Below are 14,542 nucleotides of genomic sequence, written 5' to 3'. Positions count from 1 at the left end.
GATGACCACCTATGTCTGGGACTACCTGCCCGAGTACGAGGCCGAGCGCGAGGACCTGCTCGACGCGGTCGACACCGTCTTCCGCTCCGGCAGGCTGGTGCTGGGCGCCAGCGTCGCCGGCTTCGAGGAGGAGTTCGCCGCCTACCACGGCCTGCCCCACTGCACCGGCGTCGACAACGGCACCAACGCCGTCAAGCTCGGCCTGCAAGCCCTGGGCGTCGGTCCCGGCGACGAGGTGATCACGGTGTCCAACACCGCCGCCCCGACCGTCGTCGCCATCGACGGCACCGGCGCCACACCCGTCTTCGTCGATGTCCGCGAGGGCGACTACCTGATGGACACCGAGCAGGTGGCGGCCGCCATCACCCCTCGCACCAAGGCTCTCCTGCCGGTCCACCTCTACGGCCAGTGTGTCGACATGGCCCCCCTGCGCGCTCTGGCCGCCCGGCACGACCTGGCGATCCTGGAGGACTGCGCCCAGGCCCACGGGGCCCGCCACCACGGTGCCCTCGCCGGCACCCTCGGCGACGCCGCGGCGTTCTCCTTCTACCCGACCAAGGTCCTCGGCGCGTACGGCGACGGCGGCGCCGTCGTCACCGACTCCGCGGACATCGACGCCCACCTGCGCCAACTGCGCTACTACGGTATGGACAAGGTCTACTACGTGGTCCGCACCCCCGGCCACAACAGCCGCCTCGACGAAGTACAGGCCGAGATCCTGCGGCGCAAACTGTGCCGCCTCGACAGTTACGTCGCCGGACGCCGGGCCGTTGCCCGCCGCTACGAGGAGGAACTGGGCGACCTCGCCGAACGCGGCCTGGTCCTGCCGTCCACCAACGAGGGCAATGAGCACGTGTACTACGTCTACGTCGTTCGCCACCCCCGGCGCGAGGCGGTCATCGAGGCGATGAAGCGCTACGACATCCACCTCAACATCAGTTACCCCTGGCCGGTGCACACCATGACCGGATTCGCGCACCTCGGCTACCAGGAGGGGGCGCTGCCGGTGACCGAGCGGCTGGCCGACGAGATCTTCTCGCTGCCGATGTACCCGTCCTTGTCCGTCGGTCTCCAGGACAAGGTCATCTCCGCGCTGCGCGAGGTGCTGCGCACGCTCTGACGCACCAACGAAAAAGGCCGGAGCGAGGGCCGCCCGGGGGAATCGACGGCCCTCGCTCCGGGGTTCTGGGAGTTCAGACCAGCTTCTCCAGCCGCTCCACGACCCGTGCCGGCGACGGCATCGCGGCGATCTGCCGGGAGAGTTCACCGGCCCGCTCACGGTAGGACGGCTCGTTCAGCAGTGTCGTCATCGCCGCGGCGACCGCGTCTCCGGACTCGGTGGCCGAGTCCATCGTCAGGGATGCTCCGAACGCGTCGACCCGGCGCATCGGGATCGCCGAGGCTGGAATCTCCGGCAGCACCAGCTGCGGCACACCCGCGTTGAGCACCGTCATCACGGTCACGCCGCCGCCGTGGTGCACCACCAGGTCCGTCGTCGGCGCCAGCACGTCCAGCGGAACGTACCCGGCCCGGATGTCCGGCCATGTCTCCTTCAACTGCCCGGCGACCGAGGGCGAGGTGGCGACGACGATCTCGAAGTCGCCCTTGCGCAGCGCCGGGTTGTCCAGCAGCGGTCGGAAGAACTCCACGCCGAGGGTCGGTACGAACATGCTGCGCGAGCCCGAGGTGATCACTACGCGTGGCCGGTCGCCCCGCTCGCACATCCACGGCTCCAGCGGCATCTGCTGGTTGCCCGGTGTCCAGCGCATCGGTTCCGCCGGCACGGCCTCCTCCGGCCGCACGGAGGGCGGGGTGATGTCGAGGAACACCGTCGGTTCCGGGAGGGCGTCCAGACCCATCGCCGACAGCTCCGGCTCGAGTTCCGCGGTCGCGCCCTGCCAGTCGACGTCCGTACGGTCGTAGATCGCCCAGGTGTGACTGACCAGCGGGATCCCGAGTCGGTGCGCCACCAGGTGGGCGGCGTGGTTGTACTCGCCGCCGACGATCACGTCCGGCTGCCAGGACTCCGCCAGCCGCAGGGTGCCCTCCAGACAGCCGGCCGACAGCCGGGCGAAGCCGCGCCCGGCGAAGTCCATCTGCTCCTCCTCGCTGCCGGTCGGCAGTGGCAGCCAGTTGCCCTCGCGGTCCTTGAGGATGGCGTCGGCCATGCCCAGTTCCGTCACCGCGTAGGCGGGCAGGCCGAGGCCGGCGACCAGCTCGGTGTTCTCACGGGGGCATGCCACGAGCACGTCGTGCCCGGCGCTGCGCGCCGCCCACACCAGGGGGACCCCGGCATGTACGGGGGCCGAACCGCCGCCGGTGACGAACAGGAAACGCATGGTTCCTCCTCAGATGACCGAAGTGATGTGCGGATCGCCGGGCACGGAGCCGACCGTGCCCGGCGGTACGCGGATTTACTGGCTCACCGCGCGCTGGTAGCGGCGGATGGCCAACGGCACGAAGATCAGCAGGATGACCGCCACCCACAGGAAGGACGCGGCGACCGGGTGCTGGAGCGGCCAGGCGTCCGGCTCGGGCCAGCCGGGCGGGATGTTGCCGAACAACTCGCGGCACGCGCCGACCACGGTGGACACCGGGTTCCACTCGGCGATCACCCGCATCGGACCCGGCAGTTCGTCCGCCGGCACGAAGGCGTTGGACACGAACGTCAGCGGCAGCAGTGCCATCAGCAGGACGTTGCCCAGCACCTCGGGGGAGCGCACGCTCAGTCCGATGGTCGCCGCGATCCAGCTGGCCGCGTAGGCGAACAGGAACAGCAGCAGGTAGGCCAGCGCCGCGTCGGCGAAGGAGCCGCGGATCCGCCAGCCCATCAGCAGACCGGTGACCGACAGCAGCGCCATCACCACGACGTTGTTGAGCGCGTCGCCGTTGGTGCGGCCGAAGAGCACCGCGGACTGGGAGATGGGCAGCGACCGGAACCGGTCGACGAGCCCCTGCTTCATGTCGTACGCGATGCCCGTACCGGTGTTGGAGGCGGTCAGCAGCATCGTCTGGGTGAGGATGCCGACCACCATGAACTCGCGGTAGTTGGCGCCGCCGCCCAGATCGATCGCGCTGCCGAAGACGTAGCCGAACAACAGCGCGAAGGCGATGGGTGCGGCGCTGGAGAAGACGACGATGTCAGGGTTTCGCAGGTTCTTGATCAGGCTGCGCCGACTGAGGGTGAGGGCGTCGCTCACCGTGGTGGACAGGGGGTTCATCGCAGGCCCTCCTTGCCGGCCGTGCCGACGCGTTCGCCGGTGGTGTCCACGGGTTCCGGTGGGGCGGCGGTGCCGGATCCCTCGGTGAGGATGAGGAACGCCTCGTCCAGTGTCGGCCGGCGCAGGCCCGCGCCGACCGGTCCGACGTCCTCGGCGTCGAGCGCGCGGATCGCGGTGACGAGTGCCTCGGGGCCGTCCTCGACGGGGATGACGAGCTGCTTCTCCTCCTCGTCGGTCACCACCTCGCCCTGGGCCAGCCGGTCCAGCAGCCGGCGGGCGGCGTGCAGGTCCTCGACGCTCGCCAGGGTCAGTTCGAGTCGCTCGCTGCCCACGCGGGCCTTGAGCTGGTCCGGGGTGCCCTCGGCGATGATCCGGCCGTGGTCGACGACGGTGATCCGGTCGGAGAGCTTGTCGGCCTCCTCAAGGTACTGCGTGGTCAGCAGTAGTGTGCTGCCCTCGCCCACCAGCTCGACGATCACGTCCCACAGTGCCTGTCGGCTGCGGACGTCGAGACCGGTGGTGGGCTCGTCGAGGAACAGCACCTCGGGCCGGGCGATCACCGCGCACGCGAGGTCCACCCGGCGCCGCATGCCGCCGGAGTAGCCCTTGACCGGGCGGTCCGCCTCCGAGCCGAGCCCGAACCTCTCGAGCAGTTCGTCGGAGCGGCGGTTCGCCTCCGGGGTCCCCAAGTGGTACAGCTTTCCGACCATGCGCAGGTTCTCCCGCGCGGTGAGGTCCTCGTCCACGGCGGCGTACTGACCGGACAGGCCGATCTTGCGGCGCAGTTTCACCATGTCCTTGAGCACGTCCAGGCCGGCCACGAACGCGCGCCCGCTGTCGGGGCGCAGCAGGGTGGAGAGCACCCGCACGGTCGTGGTCTTGCCGGAGCCATTGGGCCCCAGGAGGCCCATCACCGACCCCTCGGGGACGGCCAGGTCCAGGCCGTCCAGCGCTTGCGTGGAGCCGAATCGCCGTGTGAGGCCCTCGGCGATGATTGCGTTTGTCATTACTCCTCCATCACCGGCGGAACAGGGGTTTCCGCAGGTGGACGGTTTGTGATCGCTTCGGTCCTGGCACCGTACGAGGGGTCGAGGTCAGCTTCGGTCCGCCGGAGGGCGAGGTGCGGCGACTGGTCGGCGAGTCGTTCCGAAACCGGTCTGTCGGAGCCTGGAGGAGGGTGCTGGACGCCCGGTCGAGATCGGGCAGAGCCCGGCGATCGTGGCAGGTTCAGAGGGCCGGGTCGTGGGTCGAGGGGAGTTCGAGCCTCCCCCGAGCGGGAAGGGCGACACTGTCGGGCGCCCGGACCGAGGTGGTGGCTCCGGGGATCGGCCGAAATGCGCCGGTAACACACGTATTGATGGGGGTGTCCCTATATGGGGAGAAATGCATGGCGGGGCGCGAGACCGGCCACGAGCGCGTCGGGCAGCCGGCGCCGCTGGTCACGCGCCCTGGGCGTCGCCTTGGGCGTCGTCCTGACGGTGGCCGTGCCCGGCACGGCCACCGCGGGTGCGGCGGGGGACCAGCAGACCCGCGGGGCCGCCCCTGTCGGGCTGTGGTCCGGCACCATCAACTTCACGGGCGCGGAGGTGGAGGCCACCATGTCGTTCCGAGCGGACGGCACGATGTGCGCCCTCCAGCCGCCGGGCCCGGACGGCGGGGCCGACGGCTCGGGGCGCTGGTGGCGGACCGGCCCGTCGGCCTTCGCCTTCCGGGGATTGGAACGTTTCTTCAACGCATCCGGCACCACCACCGGCTATCTGCGGTTCAGTCACCAGGCCGTGCTCGTCGGCCCCGCCGAGTTCACCTCCACCGGGCAGGGCACGTACTACGACGCCGACGGCATGGAACTGGGCACTACGCCGGCCACCGCCCACCTGCGGAAGGTGAGTGGGCAGTCGCAGCCCTGCTGAGCCGGCGCATGTACTCTGAGCCGGCGCGGTCCGGCCGCGGCGATCCGGTCACGCGGCGGCGGGCCGGTCGCGCACGATCGTCCGGGACCGGGTGAACAACCGGCCCTCCTGCCGCACCAACTCGTCCGTCACGGCGAAGGTCGACTCGAACCGGACGCGTCCTTCGGCGTCGGTCAGCGTCACCAGCGACGTGTATCCGACGTGGAGGACGCCGTCCGGCGCCACGTCCACCAGATAGTGGTCGTTCCAGTGCCGGGCGGTCACGTCCCGGTAGCGCGGGAGCGCCTTGCGGGCGTGCTCGAGCAGGGCCTCGCGGCCCTCCAGCTTGGTGCCGTGGTGCACGTGGTGCGTCACCCCGTCCGGTGTGAACGTATCGGCGTAGCCGTCGAGATCGAGGCGGTCGAGCTGGTTCATCTGCCGGGCGTAGAAGCGCAGGACCTCGACGTACTCCGCGGCGTTCGCTTCCCTCATGTGTTCCTCTCCTCGGGGATCTCTGGGGTCGTGCGGCGGACTGCGACAGGTGGTCAGGCGTGGCTGAACTGCGGGCGGTCGGAGGCGGGTTCGAGGAGCTCCTCAAGACGGGGGTCCGACCGCAGCACGGCCTGCTGCAACTTACGCAGTCTCAGGGAGGGCTCGACACCCAGCTCCTTGTTCAGCGTGTTGCGCAGTGTCTTGTACGCGTGCAGCGCCTGCCACTGCCGCCCGGAGCGGTAGAGGCTCACCATGTAATGCGCGCACAGGTTCTCGTGCATGGGCTGCTGGGCTGTGAGCACGGTCAGTTCGCTGAGGACGGCCTGGTGGCGTCCGAGCTTGATGTCCGCGCCGATCCGGTTCTCCAGCACGTTGAGCCGGCTCTCTTCCAGGCGGGCCACCTCGATCGACAGCAGCGTGCCGATGCGGACGTCGACCAGTGCCCTGCTCTGCCACTTGCTCAGCGCCATGCCGAACAGCTGCGACACCGACTCGTGGTCGCCTCTGGTCATGGCCTGCTGGCCGGCCTTCGCGAGCTCTTCGTAGCTGCACACGTCCACGTTCTCCGGGGGGATGTCCAGGAGATAGCCGTCGAATCGGGTCACGAGGATGTCCTTGGCCGTGCGCGTCGAGCCCTTCGGGAGTGCCGAGTCGATCAGTTTGCGGAGTTGGAGGATGTATGTCTGAAGCGTCGTGCGGACGCTGGGCGGCGGGTGGTGGCCCCACAGCTCCTCGACGAGGTTCTGCACGGACACGATTCGCCCCGAATTAAGCGCCATAAGCGCCAGTACTTGGCGGGGTTTAGCCGCTGTTGGTGTGATCGACGTATCGTTCAGAACCGTTTCTAGCTCTCCCAGAAGTCGTATGTGCATGTCTTCCCCCAGGTCGATACCTCATGTGGATGTACCCGTGGTTCGGGCATCCTGGGTGGTGCCTTGAGCCAGTTCTGGAGCAGAGTCCGCAGATGAGCGGTGTGATTTGGCGATTACTTTGCTCACGCCCCAAGTGAGCCTCAAGGACGGCGCTTGAGTCTGGCTCAATCCCGTCATCAGGACCGGTAATCAGCGCATTACCGTTTCGTTATCGGACGTGGTCTCCATCCGATGTGGATTGCCGGGCTGCGGCTGGTGAAAGTGCGGCTTTCCGGCTGCCCTGGCCCCGATCGGCCTCCTATTGTCCGGTCGTTTGAAACTCGATGTCGTACGACCCCGCCTTCGGCGCGGCGAACCGCAGCAGCGCCATGCCCTCCTCGCCGACGTCGCCGAGTGCCGTGCGGGGCAGCGGCTCGAAGGGCTTGATCACCAGTACCGCCCGCTCGTCCCGTTCATGCCGGATCCGCCAGAGGGCGTGCACGAAACCGTCCACCGTCAGGGCGGGTTCCACACTGACAGGGACCCGGCGCTCGTCGCTGAGCATCCGGCTGCGATCGGCCCAGGCCAGCACCACGTTGTCCAGCAGGGCGAGAAAGCGGACGGGCGCGGGGCGGTCCGGCTCGGGGCGCGGGGCGTCCGGCAGGTCGAACAGCTCCTGGCCCGACTCGCCCCGCAGCACCAGCAGTTCGGGACGCAGCCGGTCCATGACCTCCCGAAGCCGCGTCATACCGCTCCACGCCTGCACGTCCCGCACGGTGGCCGGACCGAAGGCCGCCAGGTAGCGCAGGACCAGCCGCTCCGGCGCCGGCGCGGCGTCCAGCGGCCGGCCGAGCCACTCCTCGGCCAGCATGAAGGGCGTGGTACCCCGCCGCCCCCAGGTGCCGTCCGGCGGCGGATGCACGATCGCCAACAGGGCCTGCGCCGAACGCGCCAGCCCGACAGGATCGCGATCGGGCCACCGTTCCCGGAGCTCCGCCGCCAGCTCCGGCCGCGACAACTGCCCCGTGCCGAGCAGTTTCGCGACCGTCCCGGCGAGTTCCGTCAGGTCCAGGCCGGCGGTCACCTTGCCCCAGGCTCCCCTCTGCCAGCGGTCCAGCATGGGTTGCAGGGCCGGCCGGAGCCAGAGGTAGTCCTCGGCGGTGACCAGGTGCTGCGTCCCCCGGTACAGCGTGGAACGCACCACACGCCGATTCCGGAGCAGGGTGGTCAAGTCGTCCTGGCGAAACCCGGTGATGCGGTTCCACAACCCGATGTACGGCGGCTCGGGGTCCTGGGCCTGCAGGCCGACCAGTAGTTCCATGACGTCGAGAGGTGTCCGGTCGACCCGGTCCAACAGCAACTGCCTGGACAGGACCGCACGGTTGAGGGCGCGGAGCGAAAGAGCAACCGTCATGAGGTAAAGACTATCCATATCGCGGTCAATTACTGACCGCGATGGTGGCAGGTTGCCTCCTCCTTCCCTCCTCCACTGGCCTCCACTGGCCGTCCACCCGGCTTCGAGCCCGCGCCCGGAGGCTGGTCGCCGTTGCCTGGCACCGGGTGGAAGGACGAGGGAGCGGCCATGCAGACGCGTTCACTGAAAGTGGCCGGGGCCGTGGAGTTCACGCCCCCCGTGTTCCGCGACCCCCGCGGTCTGTTCGTATCGCCGTTCCAGGAGAGCACCCTCGCGGCGGCGACCGGGCACGAGCTGTTCCCCGTCGCCCAGATGAGTTTCAGCAGCTCCCGGGAGGGCGTCGTACGCGGCATCCACTACACGACCGTGCCGCCGGGCACCGCCAAGTACGTGTACTGCCCACGCGGCCGGGCCCTGGACTTCGTCGTCGACCTGAGGGTCGGCTCACCCACCTTCGGGCAGTGGGACAGTGTGCTCCTCGACACCGAGGACTTCCGCGCGCTCTACCTTCCCGTCGGCGTGGGGCACGCCTTCACCGCGCTCAGCGACGACACCGTCATGGCCTACACCCTGTCCACCGAGTACGTGGCGGAGAACGAACTGGCCGTGTCCGTCCTTGACCCCGAACTGCGGCTCCCGCTGCCCGAAACCGCCGCGTCACTGCTGTCCGAGCGCGACCGGACCGCCCCGACGCTCGCCCGGGCGCAGGCCCGCGGCCTGCTGCCCGACTACCGCCGCTGCCTGGCGGCGGAAGCAGCCCTGGCGCCGGCCCTCGACCGGGAGGACTCCTGACGTGCGGTCCCCTCCCCGCGCGGCCTCCCTCCCGCACGCTCCGCGCGGCACTCCCGGTGCCGCGTCGTCCCGGCCGTCCCGGTGTCCGACTCCCACCGTCAAGCGAGGTACTGGCATGAAGATCCTGGTCAACACAGGCCCCGCCCACCCGTTGTTCTTCCCGGTCGTGCCCCTCGCCTGGGCGCTCCACGCGGCCGGCCACCAGGTGCTGGTCGCGGCCCCGGACAGCTTCGAACCGGTGATCCGGGGCGCCGGGCTGCGGATGGCCCCGGTTTCCGGTCCCCTCGACATGGGCGACGTCATGGGCCGCGACCGGAACGGCAACCCGCTCAAGGTTCCCGACACCGACGAGGAGATGGCCGACGGCGTCGGCTCCGGCTTCGCCCGCCTCGCCACCCGCACCCTGGAAGGAACCCGCGATCTCGTGGGCGCATGGCGGCCGGACCTCGTGGTCACCGAGTCGTACTCCTTCGGTGCCGCGGCCCTCGCCGCCGCCGCGCACGGCGTGCCCTGGGCCAAGCACACCGTCGGTCCCGGTGATCTGCCGATCGTGCCGGCCGTGGCCCGCGAACTCGCCCCCGAGATCAAGGAGTCCGGTCTGGACGAGCTGCCCGCCCCGGACCTCGTACTCGACAACTGCCCGCCCTTGATGGGCGGCCCGGCCGACGGCAACGTCCCCATCCGGTACGTCCCCTACGGCGAGCCCGGACTGGTGCCCGGCTGGAGCCTGCGCCCGCGCTCCACGCCGCGCGTGCTGGTGACCCTCGGCTCGGTCCAGCCGCAGATCGGCGGACTGCCCGCCCTCGGGGAGATGCTGCGAGCGGTCGCCGAACTCCCCGTCGAACTCGTCGTCGCCGTCGCCGACCATCTGCTGCCCCAGCTCGGCGGGCTGCCCACCAACGTCGTCGCGGCCGGCTGGCAGTCCCTCACCGCCGTTCTGCCCGGTTGTGACCTCGCCGTGCACCACGGCGGCCCCGGCACCATGATGGCCTGCTCCTCCCACGGGCTGCCCCAGGTCGTCGTACCCGGCCGGGGCAAGCCGCTCGCCGAGATCCGCCGGCTGACCGAGCACGGCGGCGCCGTCGAGGTGCCGCCCGCCGACCTCACACCGGAGGCGCTGCGCGAGGCGTGCCGCACGCTCCTCGACGACCCCGAGCGGCGCGAGCGCGCCCTCGCGGTACGCGACGACATCGCCGCGCAGCCCTCACCGCTGCGTGCCGTGTCCGTGCTCGAAGACCTCGTGACGGCGTGAGGCGCACGTGGCCGAGCAAGCCGAGATGACCGGGCACGGCCCGCGGGAGACCCCGCGCGTCGCCGTGCTCGGAGGCACCGGCTGGGTGGGCAGGCACGTGTGCGCGGAACTCGCCCGCGCCGGCGCAGAGGTGCTGGTCGTCGCTCGGCACCAGGTGCCCTGTCCCGCCCGGCACTCCTTCGTCCCGCTCGACCTGGCCACCGCCCCGACCGGCACGCTGCGCCGACTGCTGGCGGAATTCGGCGTCCACGCCATCGTCAACGCCACCGACGCCGCCAACGCCACCGACGGCTGGACCGTCGGCGAACCCGCACTGACCCGGCTCAACGTCGACCTCGTCGAACGCCTCGTCGCCGCCGCGGCCGACCTGCCCCGGCGGATCCGCATGGTGCACCTGGGCACCATCCTCGAATACGGCGAGACTCCCTGGGGCACCGTCGTCGCCGAGACGCACCCACCGCGCCCCGCCACCGACTACACCCGCAGCAAGCTCGCCGGGTCCACCGCGGTGCTGGAGGCGGCACGGGCCGACGCCATCGACGCGCTGGTGCTCCGCGTGACGAACGTGTGCGGCCCGCACCCCTCGCCGGTCAGCCTGTCGGGGAAACTCGTGCGGCAGCTCACCGAGGCGCTGCGGGCGGGGGAGCCCATGACGGTCGACGTGGCCGACGCCCGGCGGGACTTCGTCGACGTCCGCGACGTCGCCGAAGCCGTCGTGCTCGCCGTCACCTCCCCGGTGACGGGCCGGGCGCTGAACATCGGCAGCGGCACGGCCACCGACATCGCGTCCGTGGCCCGGCTGTTCGTCGAGGCCGCGGGGCTCCCGTCGCGGATGCTGCGCGAGCGGCGCCGGGCGACCACCAGTCTCGGGGGGTCCTGGACATGCGCCGACATCCGCCTCGCCGCTGACCTGCTGGACTGGCGGCCACGGCGCGACCTGCGGTCCTCGATGGGCGACATGTGGCGCCTGGCCGCCCCGGCATGACGGCGAAAAGGGGGCGCCGACCACCATGGCCGGCGCCCCCTTCCCGCCCGTCACGCCGGCGGGTCGTCCTTCCGGATCCCGACGAACAGCCCGCAGCGGAACGGTCCCCCCTCGACGTACTCCACCGAGCAGCCGGCCCGCTCGAACGCCGCACGGTACTGCTCCCTGGTGAACAGCGACATCCGGTGCACATCGGTGAAGTGCCGGATCCCGCGCCCCTTCAGAGCGTCGATGTAGTGCACCGTGATCGGTACCTGGTCGCCCTCCCGGACCGAGTACGACACCCGTACCGCGACCCGGTCCTCCGTGCGGACCAGGTCGTCCGCGATGTACTCCGGCGTGAACGCCTCCGGGAAGTACCAGGGCTCCAGCAGCACCACGCCCCCGGGATCCAGATGCCGGGCGACGCTGCGCAGCGTGGCGTCGAGGTTCTCCGCCGAGCCGACATACCCGACGGAGCTGAACATGCAGATCACCGCGTCATACGTGCGGCCGAGGCGGAAATCCCGTATGTCGCCGTGGTGGACGGTCGTCCCCGGCACCGCCGCCCGCGCCTTGGCGAGCATCGGCTCGGACAGTTCGAGCCCCTCCACCGTCTCGAACTCCTCCCGCAGCAGCGCGAGATGGGCGCCCGTCCCGCACGCGAGGTCCAGCAGCGAGGAGGCGTCCGGACGGCGCGCCCGAACCTGCCGGACCACTTCGGCGCACTCGGTGGCGTAGTCCTTGCCCCGCGCCGCGTAGACCAGGTCGTAGATCTCGGCGAACTCCGCTCCGTACACAGCCGTCACCGCCCCGTCCTCGCGCTCGCCACCTCGCGCGTGTCCCAGTCGATGTGGTGCCCGAGCATCCACACCGGTGTGTTGTCCGGGCCCTTGGCCGCGATGTCGCGGAAGGCGCGCCGGATGAAGAAGTCCCGCACCATCCGGCCCAACGGCCCCGAGAGATTGCCGTCCACATTGCGCTTGCCCTGCGCGACGATGCCCTCCACCCGTGTCCGCCGCACCTCCTCGTACCTCGCGAGCCCAGCGGCGATCGTCGGCGCGTCCCGCACGCACTTGGCGAGGATCACCGCGTCCTCGATGGCCACCGACCCGCCCTGCCCCGCCGTGGGGGAGATGGCGTGCGCGGCGTCCCCGACCAGGACCATGCCGGCGCGATGCCAGTGGGGCACCGTCGGCAGGTCGTAGTTGGCCGACGGCACCGAGAACTGTGTCGACGCCCGCACCACGTCCAGCGCGGGCATCCCGTCCCGGCGGAACAGCTCCACGATCTCGTCGCGCCAGTCCATGCCGGGACGGCGCATCTCTGCCGCGTCCGGCTCGGACGGCCGCGGCGGGTTCGCGAACCACCACACGTCGCCGTCCGGATGCTGCGCCGACATGAAGAAGCTCTTGCGCCCGAAGTACATCCGCAGCACCCCGGGCGTGCCTTCGACCCGCCGCTTCGGCGCCACCCCGAACGCGTTCACCGTGCCCAGGTACCGGGGCTCCGGCGCCGCCGGGTCGATGATCCTGCGCACCCGCGAGCGGATGCCGTCCGCACCGACCAGCAGGTCCCCGTCGGCGTGTGTGCCGTCCTCGAACCGGGCGCGGACCCGGCCGTCGGCGGATTCCACGTCCGTCAACCGCTTGCCGTACTGGATGGGTATGCCGCGCCGCTCCACCTCCTCACGCAGCGTGCGGTACAGGTCCGCACGACGCAGCGTCTGGATGACGGCACCGGGCCCGGCCTGCACCTCGGTGGAGATGTCGGGGGTGAGCCGGTGCCCGTCGGAGCGGTAGAACGCGATGGCCGGGGTGACGAAGCCGAGCCTGCGCACCGGCGCGGCCAGATCGACGCAGGCGAGCGCGTCCAGGCCGTTGGGCGCGATGTTCATGAAGTTGCCCGCTTGGTCGGCCGTGCGGTCGAACGCCTCGTGGACGACCGGGTCGAAGCCGGCCTTCTGGAGGGCGATCGCGGCCACCGGGCCCGCGATTCCCCCGCCGATGACGAGAACGCGTGTCATGCGTGCCTTCCTTCGCGATGAGAGTCGGAACCCGCGGGGGACGCCGCCCCGCCGGGGGACGCACTCCGCTCGCCGCGGTCGTCGGCCGGTACGTCCGGCCGGGACACGGTGTTCGGGCAGACCAGGTGGTGCTCCGGAAGGACGCCGTCGATCAGATAGGCCTCGACGACCGCGTCGACGTGCGGGTTGCGGGAGAAGGCGTAGATCTCATGCCCGCCGCAGTCCCTGACCGTCACCAGTCGGTGACCCAGCCGCTCGGCGAGCGCCGCGCCGCCCGGATAGTGGTCGATGGGGTCGCCGTCGGCGTGCACGACGAGTCCGGCCGGATAGCCGTCGCGCACCAACTCCGTGGGCGGCTCCGGCGGTGTGAACGTGCGGAACGCGCCGGGCAGCGGCTGCGCCCGGGTCACCCCGCAGCCGTACGGGTACTGCGCACGGAAGCGGCGCATGTCCGCGTAGTAGGTCTCGAGTTCGAGGGGCCAGTCCTTCTCCAGGATGACCGCGTCCAACACCCCGCAGCGCACCTCACCGGTCTCCTCCGGCGGCCAGATCCGCTCGTCGGCCAGCGCCTTCTCGGCCGCCGGCTCGTCCGCCGCGCGCAGTTCGCCCACCAGGCGGCCCAGGTTCTCCCAGCCGGCCCGGTCCGCCGAGCGTGAGCCGAGCGCCGAGTCCAGCAGGGTCCGCAGCCGCACCCCGTCGCCCAGCGCGCCGACGTGGGTGACGGCCTCCTCCACCGCCTCCAGTACCGCCACCCGCGAGGTGCCCAGTCCGAAGTGCCGGTCGCGCAGGGCCGTCCAGTCCGCCCACGCCTCCACGTTTTCCCGTTGCGCGGGGCCCTGCGCCATCAGCTGCTCTCGCCATGTCCAGTCCGGGTGCACGCACGAGTCCAGCACGCTGCGGTCCAGCCGCTCCGGGAACATCGCCCCGAACACCGCGCCCGCATAGGTGCCGTACGTGTAGCCCAGGTAATTGATGACGTCCTCGCCGAGCGCCGCCCGGATCACGTCCATGTCCCGGGCCACGTTGCGGGTGCTGAAGTGCGGTCGCCGCGTGCCTCCGCCGCGCCGGTTGCCCTCCTCGCGCTCCCGCGCCTCCTCGGCGATCTCGGGGAAGACCGAGTCCGGCGGACGGGAGTCCACCGGCATTCGGCGCGGGACGATGTGCGACTCCAGCGGCGTCGACCCGCCGGTGCCGCGCGGGTCGAAGCCGATCAGGTCGTACACCTCGGCGAGCGGAGTGGCCGCCAGGGCGGCCGGGAAGCGCCGGCCCAGCCCGAAGTAGCCGCCGGGCCCGCCGTTGAGGGCCAGCAGGACTCCGCGGCGTCGGCCCGGATCGCTCGCCGGGCGCCTGCTCAGCGCGATCGTCAGACGTTCGCCGGCGGGGACGGAGTAGTCGAGGGGCACCTCCACCACGGCGTGCTCCAGCCCGTCCGCCGACGAGGCGGACCAGTCCGGGCTCTGCTGGTGGAACAAGCTCAGCGCATGGGGCCGGTCGTCACGGGTCATGCCGCCGACCCTGCCCCCGCCTCCTCGAACAGGCGTGGAGCAGGACTCGACTCCCGGATGCCGAGAGCGCCGCTCCAACCGTCCTCATGCGCGGCTCGACACCGCTCCCGCAGGCTGCCTGCCGGTGGATCCCTCA

General features: G+C 71.0%; 14 protein-coding genes. 5 read left to right on the top strand and 9 right to left on the bottom strand.

Features of this window, described 5'->3' with window-relative positions:
* The first annotated feature begins 1 nt into the window (after nucleotide 1).
* Complete coding sequence (locus tag AB0959_RS31940; RefSeq protein WP_366830156.1) at nucleotides 2–1,120, top strand: DegT/DnrJ/EryC1/StrS family aminotransferase; 1,119 nt, start codon at nucleotides 2–4, stop codon at nucleotides 1,118–1,120.
* Nucleotides 1,121–1,193: 73 nt separating this feature from the next.
* Here the strand turns inward: AB0959_RS31940 and AB0959_RS31935 are convergent, their stop codons facing one another.
* From AB0959_RS31935 to AB0959_RS31925, 3 genes are all read right to left on the bottom strand, one after another.
* Complete coding sequence (locus tag AB0959_RS31935) at nucleotides 1,194–2,339, bottom strand: glycosyltransferase (RefSeq protein ID WP_366830155.1); 1,146 nt, start codon at nucleotides 2,337–2,339, stop codon at nucleotides 1,194–1,196.
* A gap of 75 nt (nucleotides 2,340–2,414) precedes the next feature.
* On the bottom strand, nucleotides 2,415–3,221 hold the full coding sequence (locus AB0959_RS31930) for an ABC transporter permease (RefSeq protein ID WP_366830154.1): 807 nt from the start codon (nucleotides 3,219–3,221) through the stop codon (nucleotides 2,415–2,417).
* Nucleotides 3,218–4,228 carry an ATP-binding cassette domain-containing protein gene (locus tag AB0959_RS31925; protein WP_366830153.1) on the bottom strand — a complete coding sequence of 337 codons (1,011 nt, stop codon included), beginning with the start codon at nucleotides 4,226–4,228 and terminating at the stop codon, nucleotides 3,218–3,220. Before AB0959_RS31925 ends, AB0959_RS31930 begins: the two co-directional genes overlap by 4 nt.
* Before the next feature lie 366 nt (nucleotides 4,229–4,594).
* On the opposite strand from AB0959_RS31925, the gene AB0959_RS31920 reads away from it, so the two are divergent.
* Complete coding sequence (locus AB0959_RS31920) at nucleotides 4,595–5,131, top strand: hypothetical protein (protein ID WP_366830152.1); 537 nt, start codon at nucleotides 4,595–4,597, stop codon at nucleotides 5,129–5,131.
* Between the two features lie 48 nt (nucleotides 5,132–5,179).
* On the opposite strand, the gene AB0959_RS31915 is transcribed toward AB0959_RS31920, so the two are convergent.
* The 3 genes from AB0959_RS31915 to AB0959_RS31905 form a co-directional block, all read right to left on the bottom strand.
* Nucleotides 5,180–5,602 carry a nuclear transport factor 2 family protein gene (locus AB0959_RS31915; RefSeq protein WP_366830151.1) on the bottom strand — a complete coding sequence of 141 codons (423 nt, stop codon included), beginning with the start codon at nucleotides 5,600–5,602 and terminating at the stop codon, nucleotides 5,180–5,182.
* Between the two features lie 53 nt (nucleotides 5,603–5,655).
* A complete protein-coding gene (locus AB0959_RS31910) occupies nucleotides 5,656–6,474 on the bottom strand; it encodes an AfsR/SARP family transcriptional regulator (protein ID WP_366830150.1) in 819 nt (272 codons plus the stop codon).
* A 298-nt stretch (nucleotides 6,475–6,772) separates the two neighbouring features.
* Nucleotides 6,773–7,867 carry a winged helix DNA-binding domain-containing protein gene (locus tag AB0959_RS31905; protein WP_366830149.1) on the bottom strand — a complete coding sequence of 365 codons (1,095 nt, stop codon included), beginning with the start codon at nucleotides 7,865–7,867 and terminating at the stop codon, nucleotides 6,773–6,775.
* Nucleotides 7,868–8,035: 168 nt separating this feature from the next.
* Between AB0959_RS31905 and rfbC the strand changes: the two genes are divergently transcribed.
* From rfbC to AB0959_RS31890, 3 genes are all read left to right on the top strand, one after another.
* Nucleotides 8,036–8,659, top strand: coding sequence for a dTDP-4-dehydrorhamnose 3,5-epimerase (gene rfbC / locus AB0959_RS31900; RefSeq protein ID WP_366830148.1), 624 nt, complete (start codon nucleotides 8,036–8,038; stop codon nucleotides 8,657–8,659).
* A gap of 115 nt (nucleotides 8,660–8,774) precedes the next feature.
* The gene (locus AB0959_RS31895) at nucleotides 8,775–9,911 is read left to right on the top strand and encodes a nucleotide disphospho-sugar-binding domain-containing protein (RefSeq protein ID WP_366830147.1); all 1,137 of its coding nucleotides are present in this window, start codon (nucleotides 8,775–8,777) and stop codon (nucleotides 9,909–9,911) included.
* 7 nt (nucleotides 9,912–9,918) lie between these two features.
* On the top strand, nucleotides 9,919–10,896 hold the full coding sequence (locus tag AB0959_RS31890) for an NAD(P)-dependent oxidoreductase (RefSeq protein WP_366830146.1): 978 nt from the start codon (nucleotides 9,919–9,921) through the stop codon (nucleotides 10,894–10,896).
* A gap of 50 nt (nucleotides 10,897–10,946) precedes the next feature.
* Here AB0959_RS31890 and AB0959_RS31885 read toward each other — a convergent pair whose 3' ends face one another.
* The 3 genes from AB0959_RS31885 to AB0959_RS31875 are packed head-to-tail and all read right to left on the bottom strand — an operon-like array spanning nucleotide 10,947 to nucleotide 14,406.
* Nucleotides 10,947–11,684 (bottom strand): class I SAM-dependent methyltransferase, encoded by a 738-nt coding sequence (locus AB0959_RS31885; protein ID WP_366830145.1) that lies wholly within the window; start codon nucleotides 11,682–11,684, stop codon nucleotides 10,947–10,949.
* On the bottom strand, nucleotides 11,681–12,901 hold the full coding sequence (locus AB0959_RS31880) for an NAD(P)/FAD-dependent oxidoreductase (RefSeq protein WP_366830144.1): 1,221 nt from the start codon (nucleotides 12,899–12,901) through the stop codon (nucleotides 11,681–11,683). Before AB0959_RS31880 ends, AB0959_RS31885 begins: the two co-directional genes overlap by 4 nt.
* Nucleotides 12,898–14,406 carry an alpha/beta fold hydrolase gene (locus AB0959_RS31875; RefSeq protein WP_366830143.1) on the bottom strand — a complete coding sequence of 503 codons (1,509 nt, stop codon included), beginning with the start codon at nucleotides 14,404–14,406 and terminating at the stop codon, nucleotides 12,898–12,900. Before AB0959_RS31875 ends, AB0959_RS31880 begins: the two co-directional genes overlap by 4 nt.
* Nucleotides 14,407–14,542 lie beyond the last annotated feature (136 nt).

Source organism: Streptomyces sp. NPDC046862, from assembly GCF_040704615.1.
GTDB lineage: Bacteria > Actinomycetota > Actinomycetes > Streptomycetales > Streptomycetaceae > Streptomyces.
Note: the sequence above shows the minus strand (reverse complement) of the source record. Positions and strands in the feature narration are given on the sequence as shown.

Bases quoted from the DNA above. Each gene is read 5' to 3' on its own strand.
- AB0959_RS31925 (WP_366830153.1), bottom strand. From the start codon at position 4,228: ATGACAAACGCAATCATCGCCGAGGGCCTCACACGGCGATTCGGCTCC.
- AB0959_RS31905 (WP_366830149.1), bottom strand. From the start codon at position 7,867: ATGACGGTTGCTCTTTCGCTCCGCGCCCTCAACCGTGCGGTCCTGTCC.
- AB0959_RS31895 (WP_366830147.1), top strand. From the start codon at position 8,775: ATGAAGATCCTGGTCAACACAGGCCCCGCCCACCCGTTGTTCTTCCCG.
- rfbC (WP_366830148.1), top strand. From the start codon at position 8,036: ATGCAGACGCGTTCACTGAAAGTGGCCGGGGCCGTGGAGTTCACGCCC.
- AB0959_RS31940 (WP_366830156.1), top strand. From the start codon at position 2: ATGACCACCTATGTCTGGGACTACCTGCCCGAGTACGAGGCCGAGCGC.
- AB0959_RS31930 (WP_366830154.1), bottom strand. From the start codon at position 3,221: ATGAACCCCCTGTCCACCACGGTGAGCGACGCCCTCACCCTCAGTCGG.
- AB0959_RS31915 (WP_366830151.1), bottom strand. From the start codon at position 5,602: ATGAGGGAAGCGAACGCCGCGGAGTACGTCGAGGTCCTGCGCTTCTAC.
- AB0959_RS31910 (WP_366830150.1), bottom strand. From the start codon at position 6,474: ATGCACATACGACTTCTGGGAGAGCTAGAAACGGTTCTGAACGATACG.
- AB0959_RS31880 (WP_366830144.1), bottom strand. From the start codon at position 12,901: ATGACACGCGTTCTCGTCATCGGCGGGGGAATCGCGGGCCCGGTGGCC.
- AB0959_RS31875 (WP_366830143.1), bottom strand. From the start codon at position 14,406: ATGACCCGTGACGACCGGCCCCATGCGCTGAGCTTGTTCCACCAGCAG.
- AB0959_RS31920 (WP_366830152.1), top strand. From the start codon at position 4,595: ATGGGGAGAAATGCATGGCGGGGCGCGAGACCGGCCACGAGCGCGTCG.
- AB0959_RS31935 (WP_366830155.1), bottom strand. From the start codon at position 2,339: ATGCGTTTCCTGTTCGTCACCGGCGGCGGTTCGGCCCCCGTACATGCC.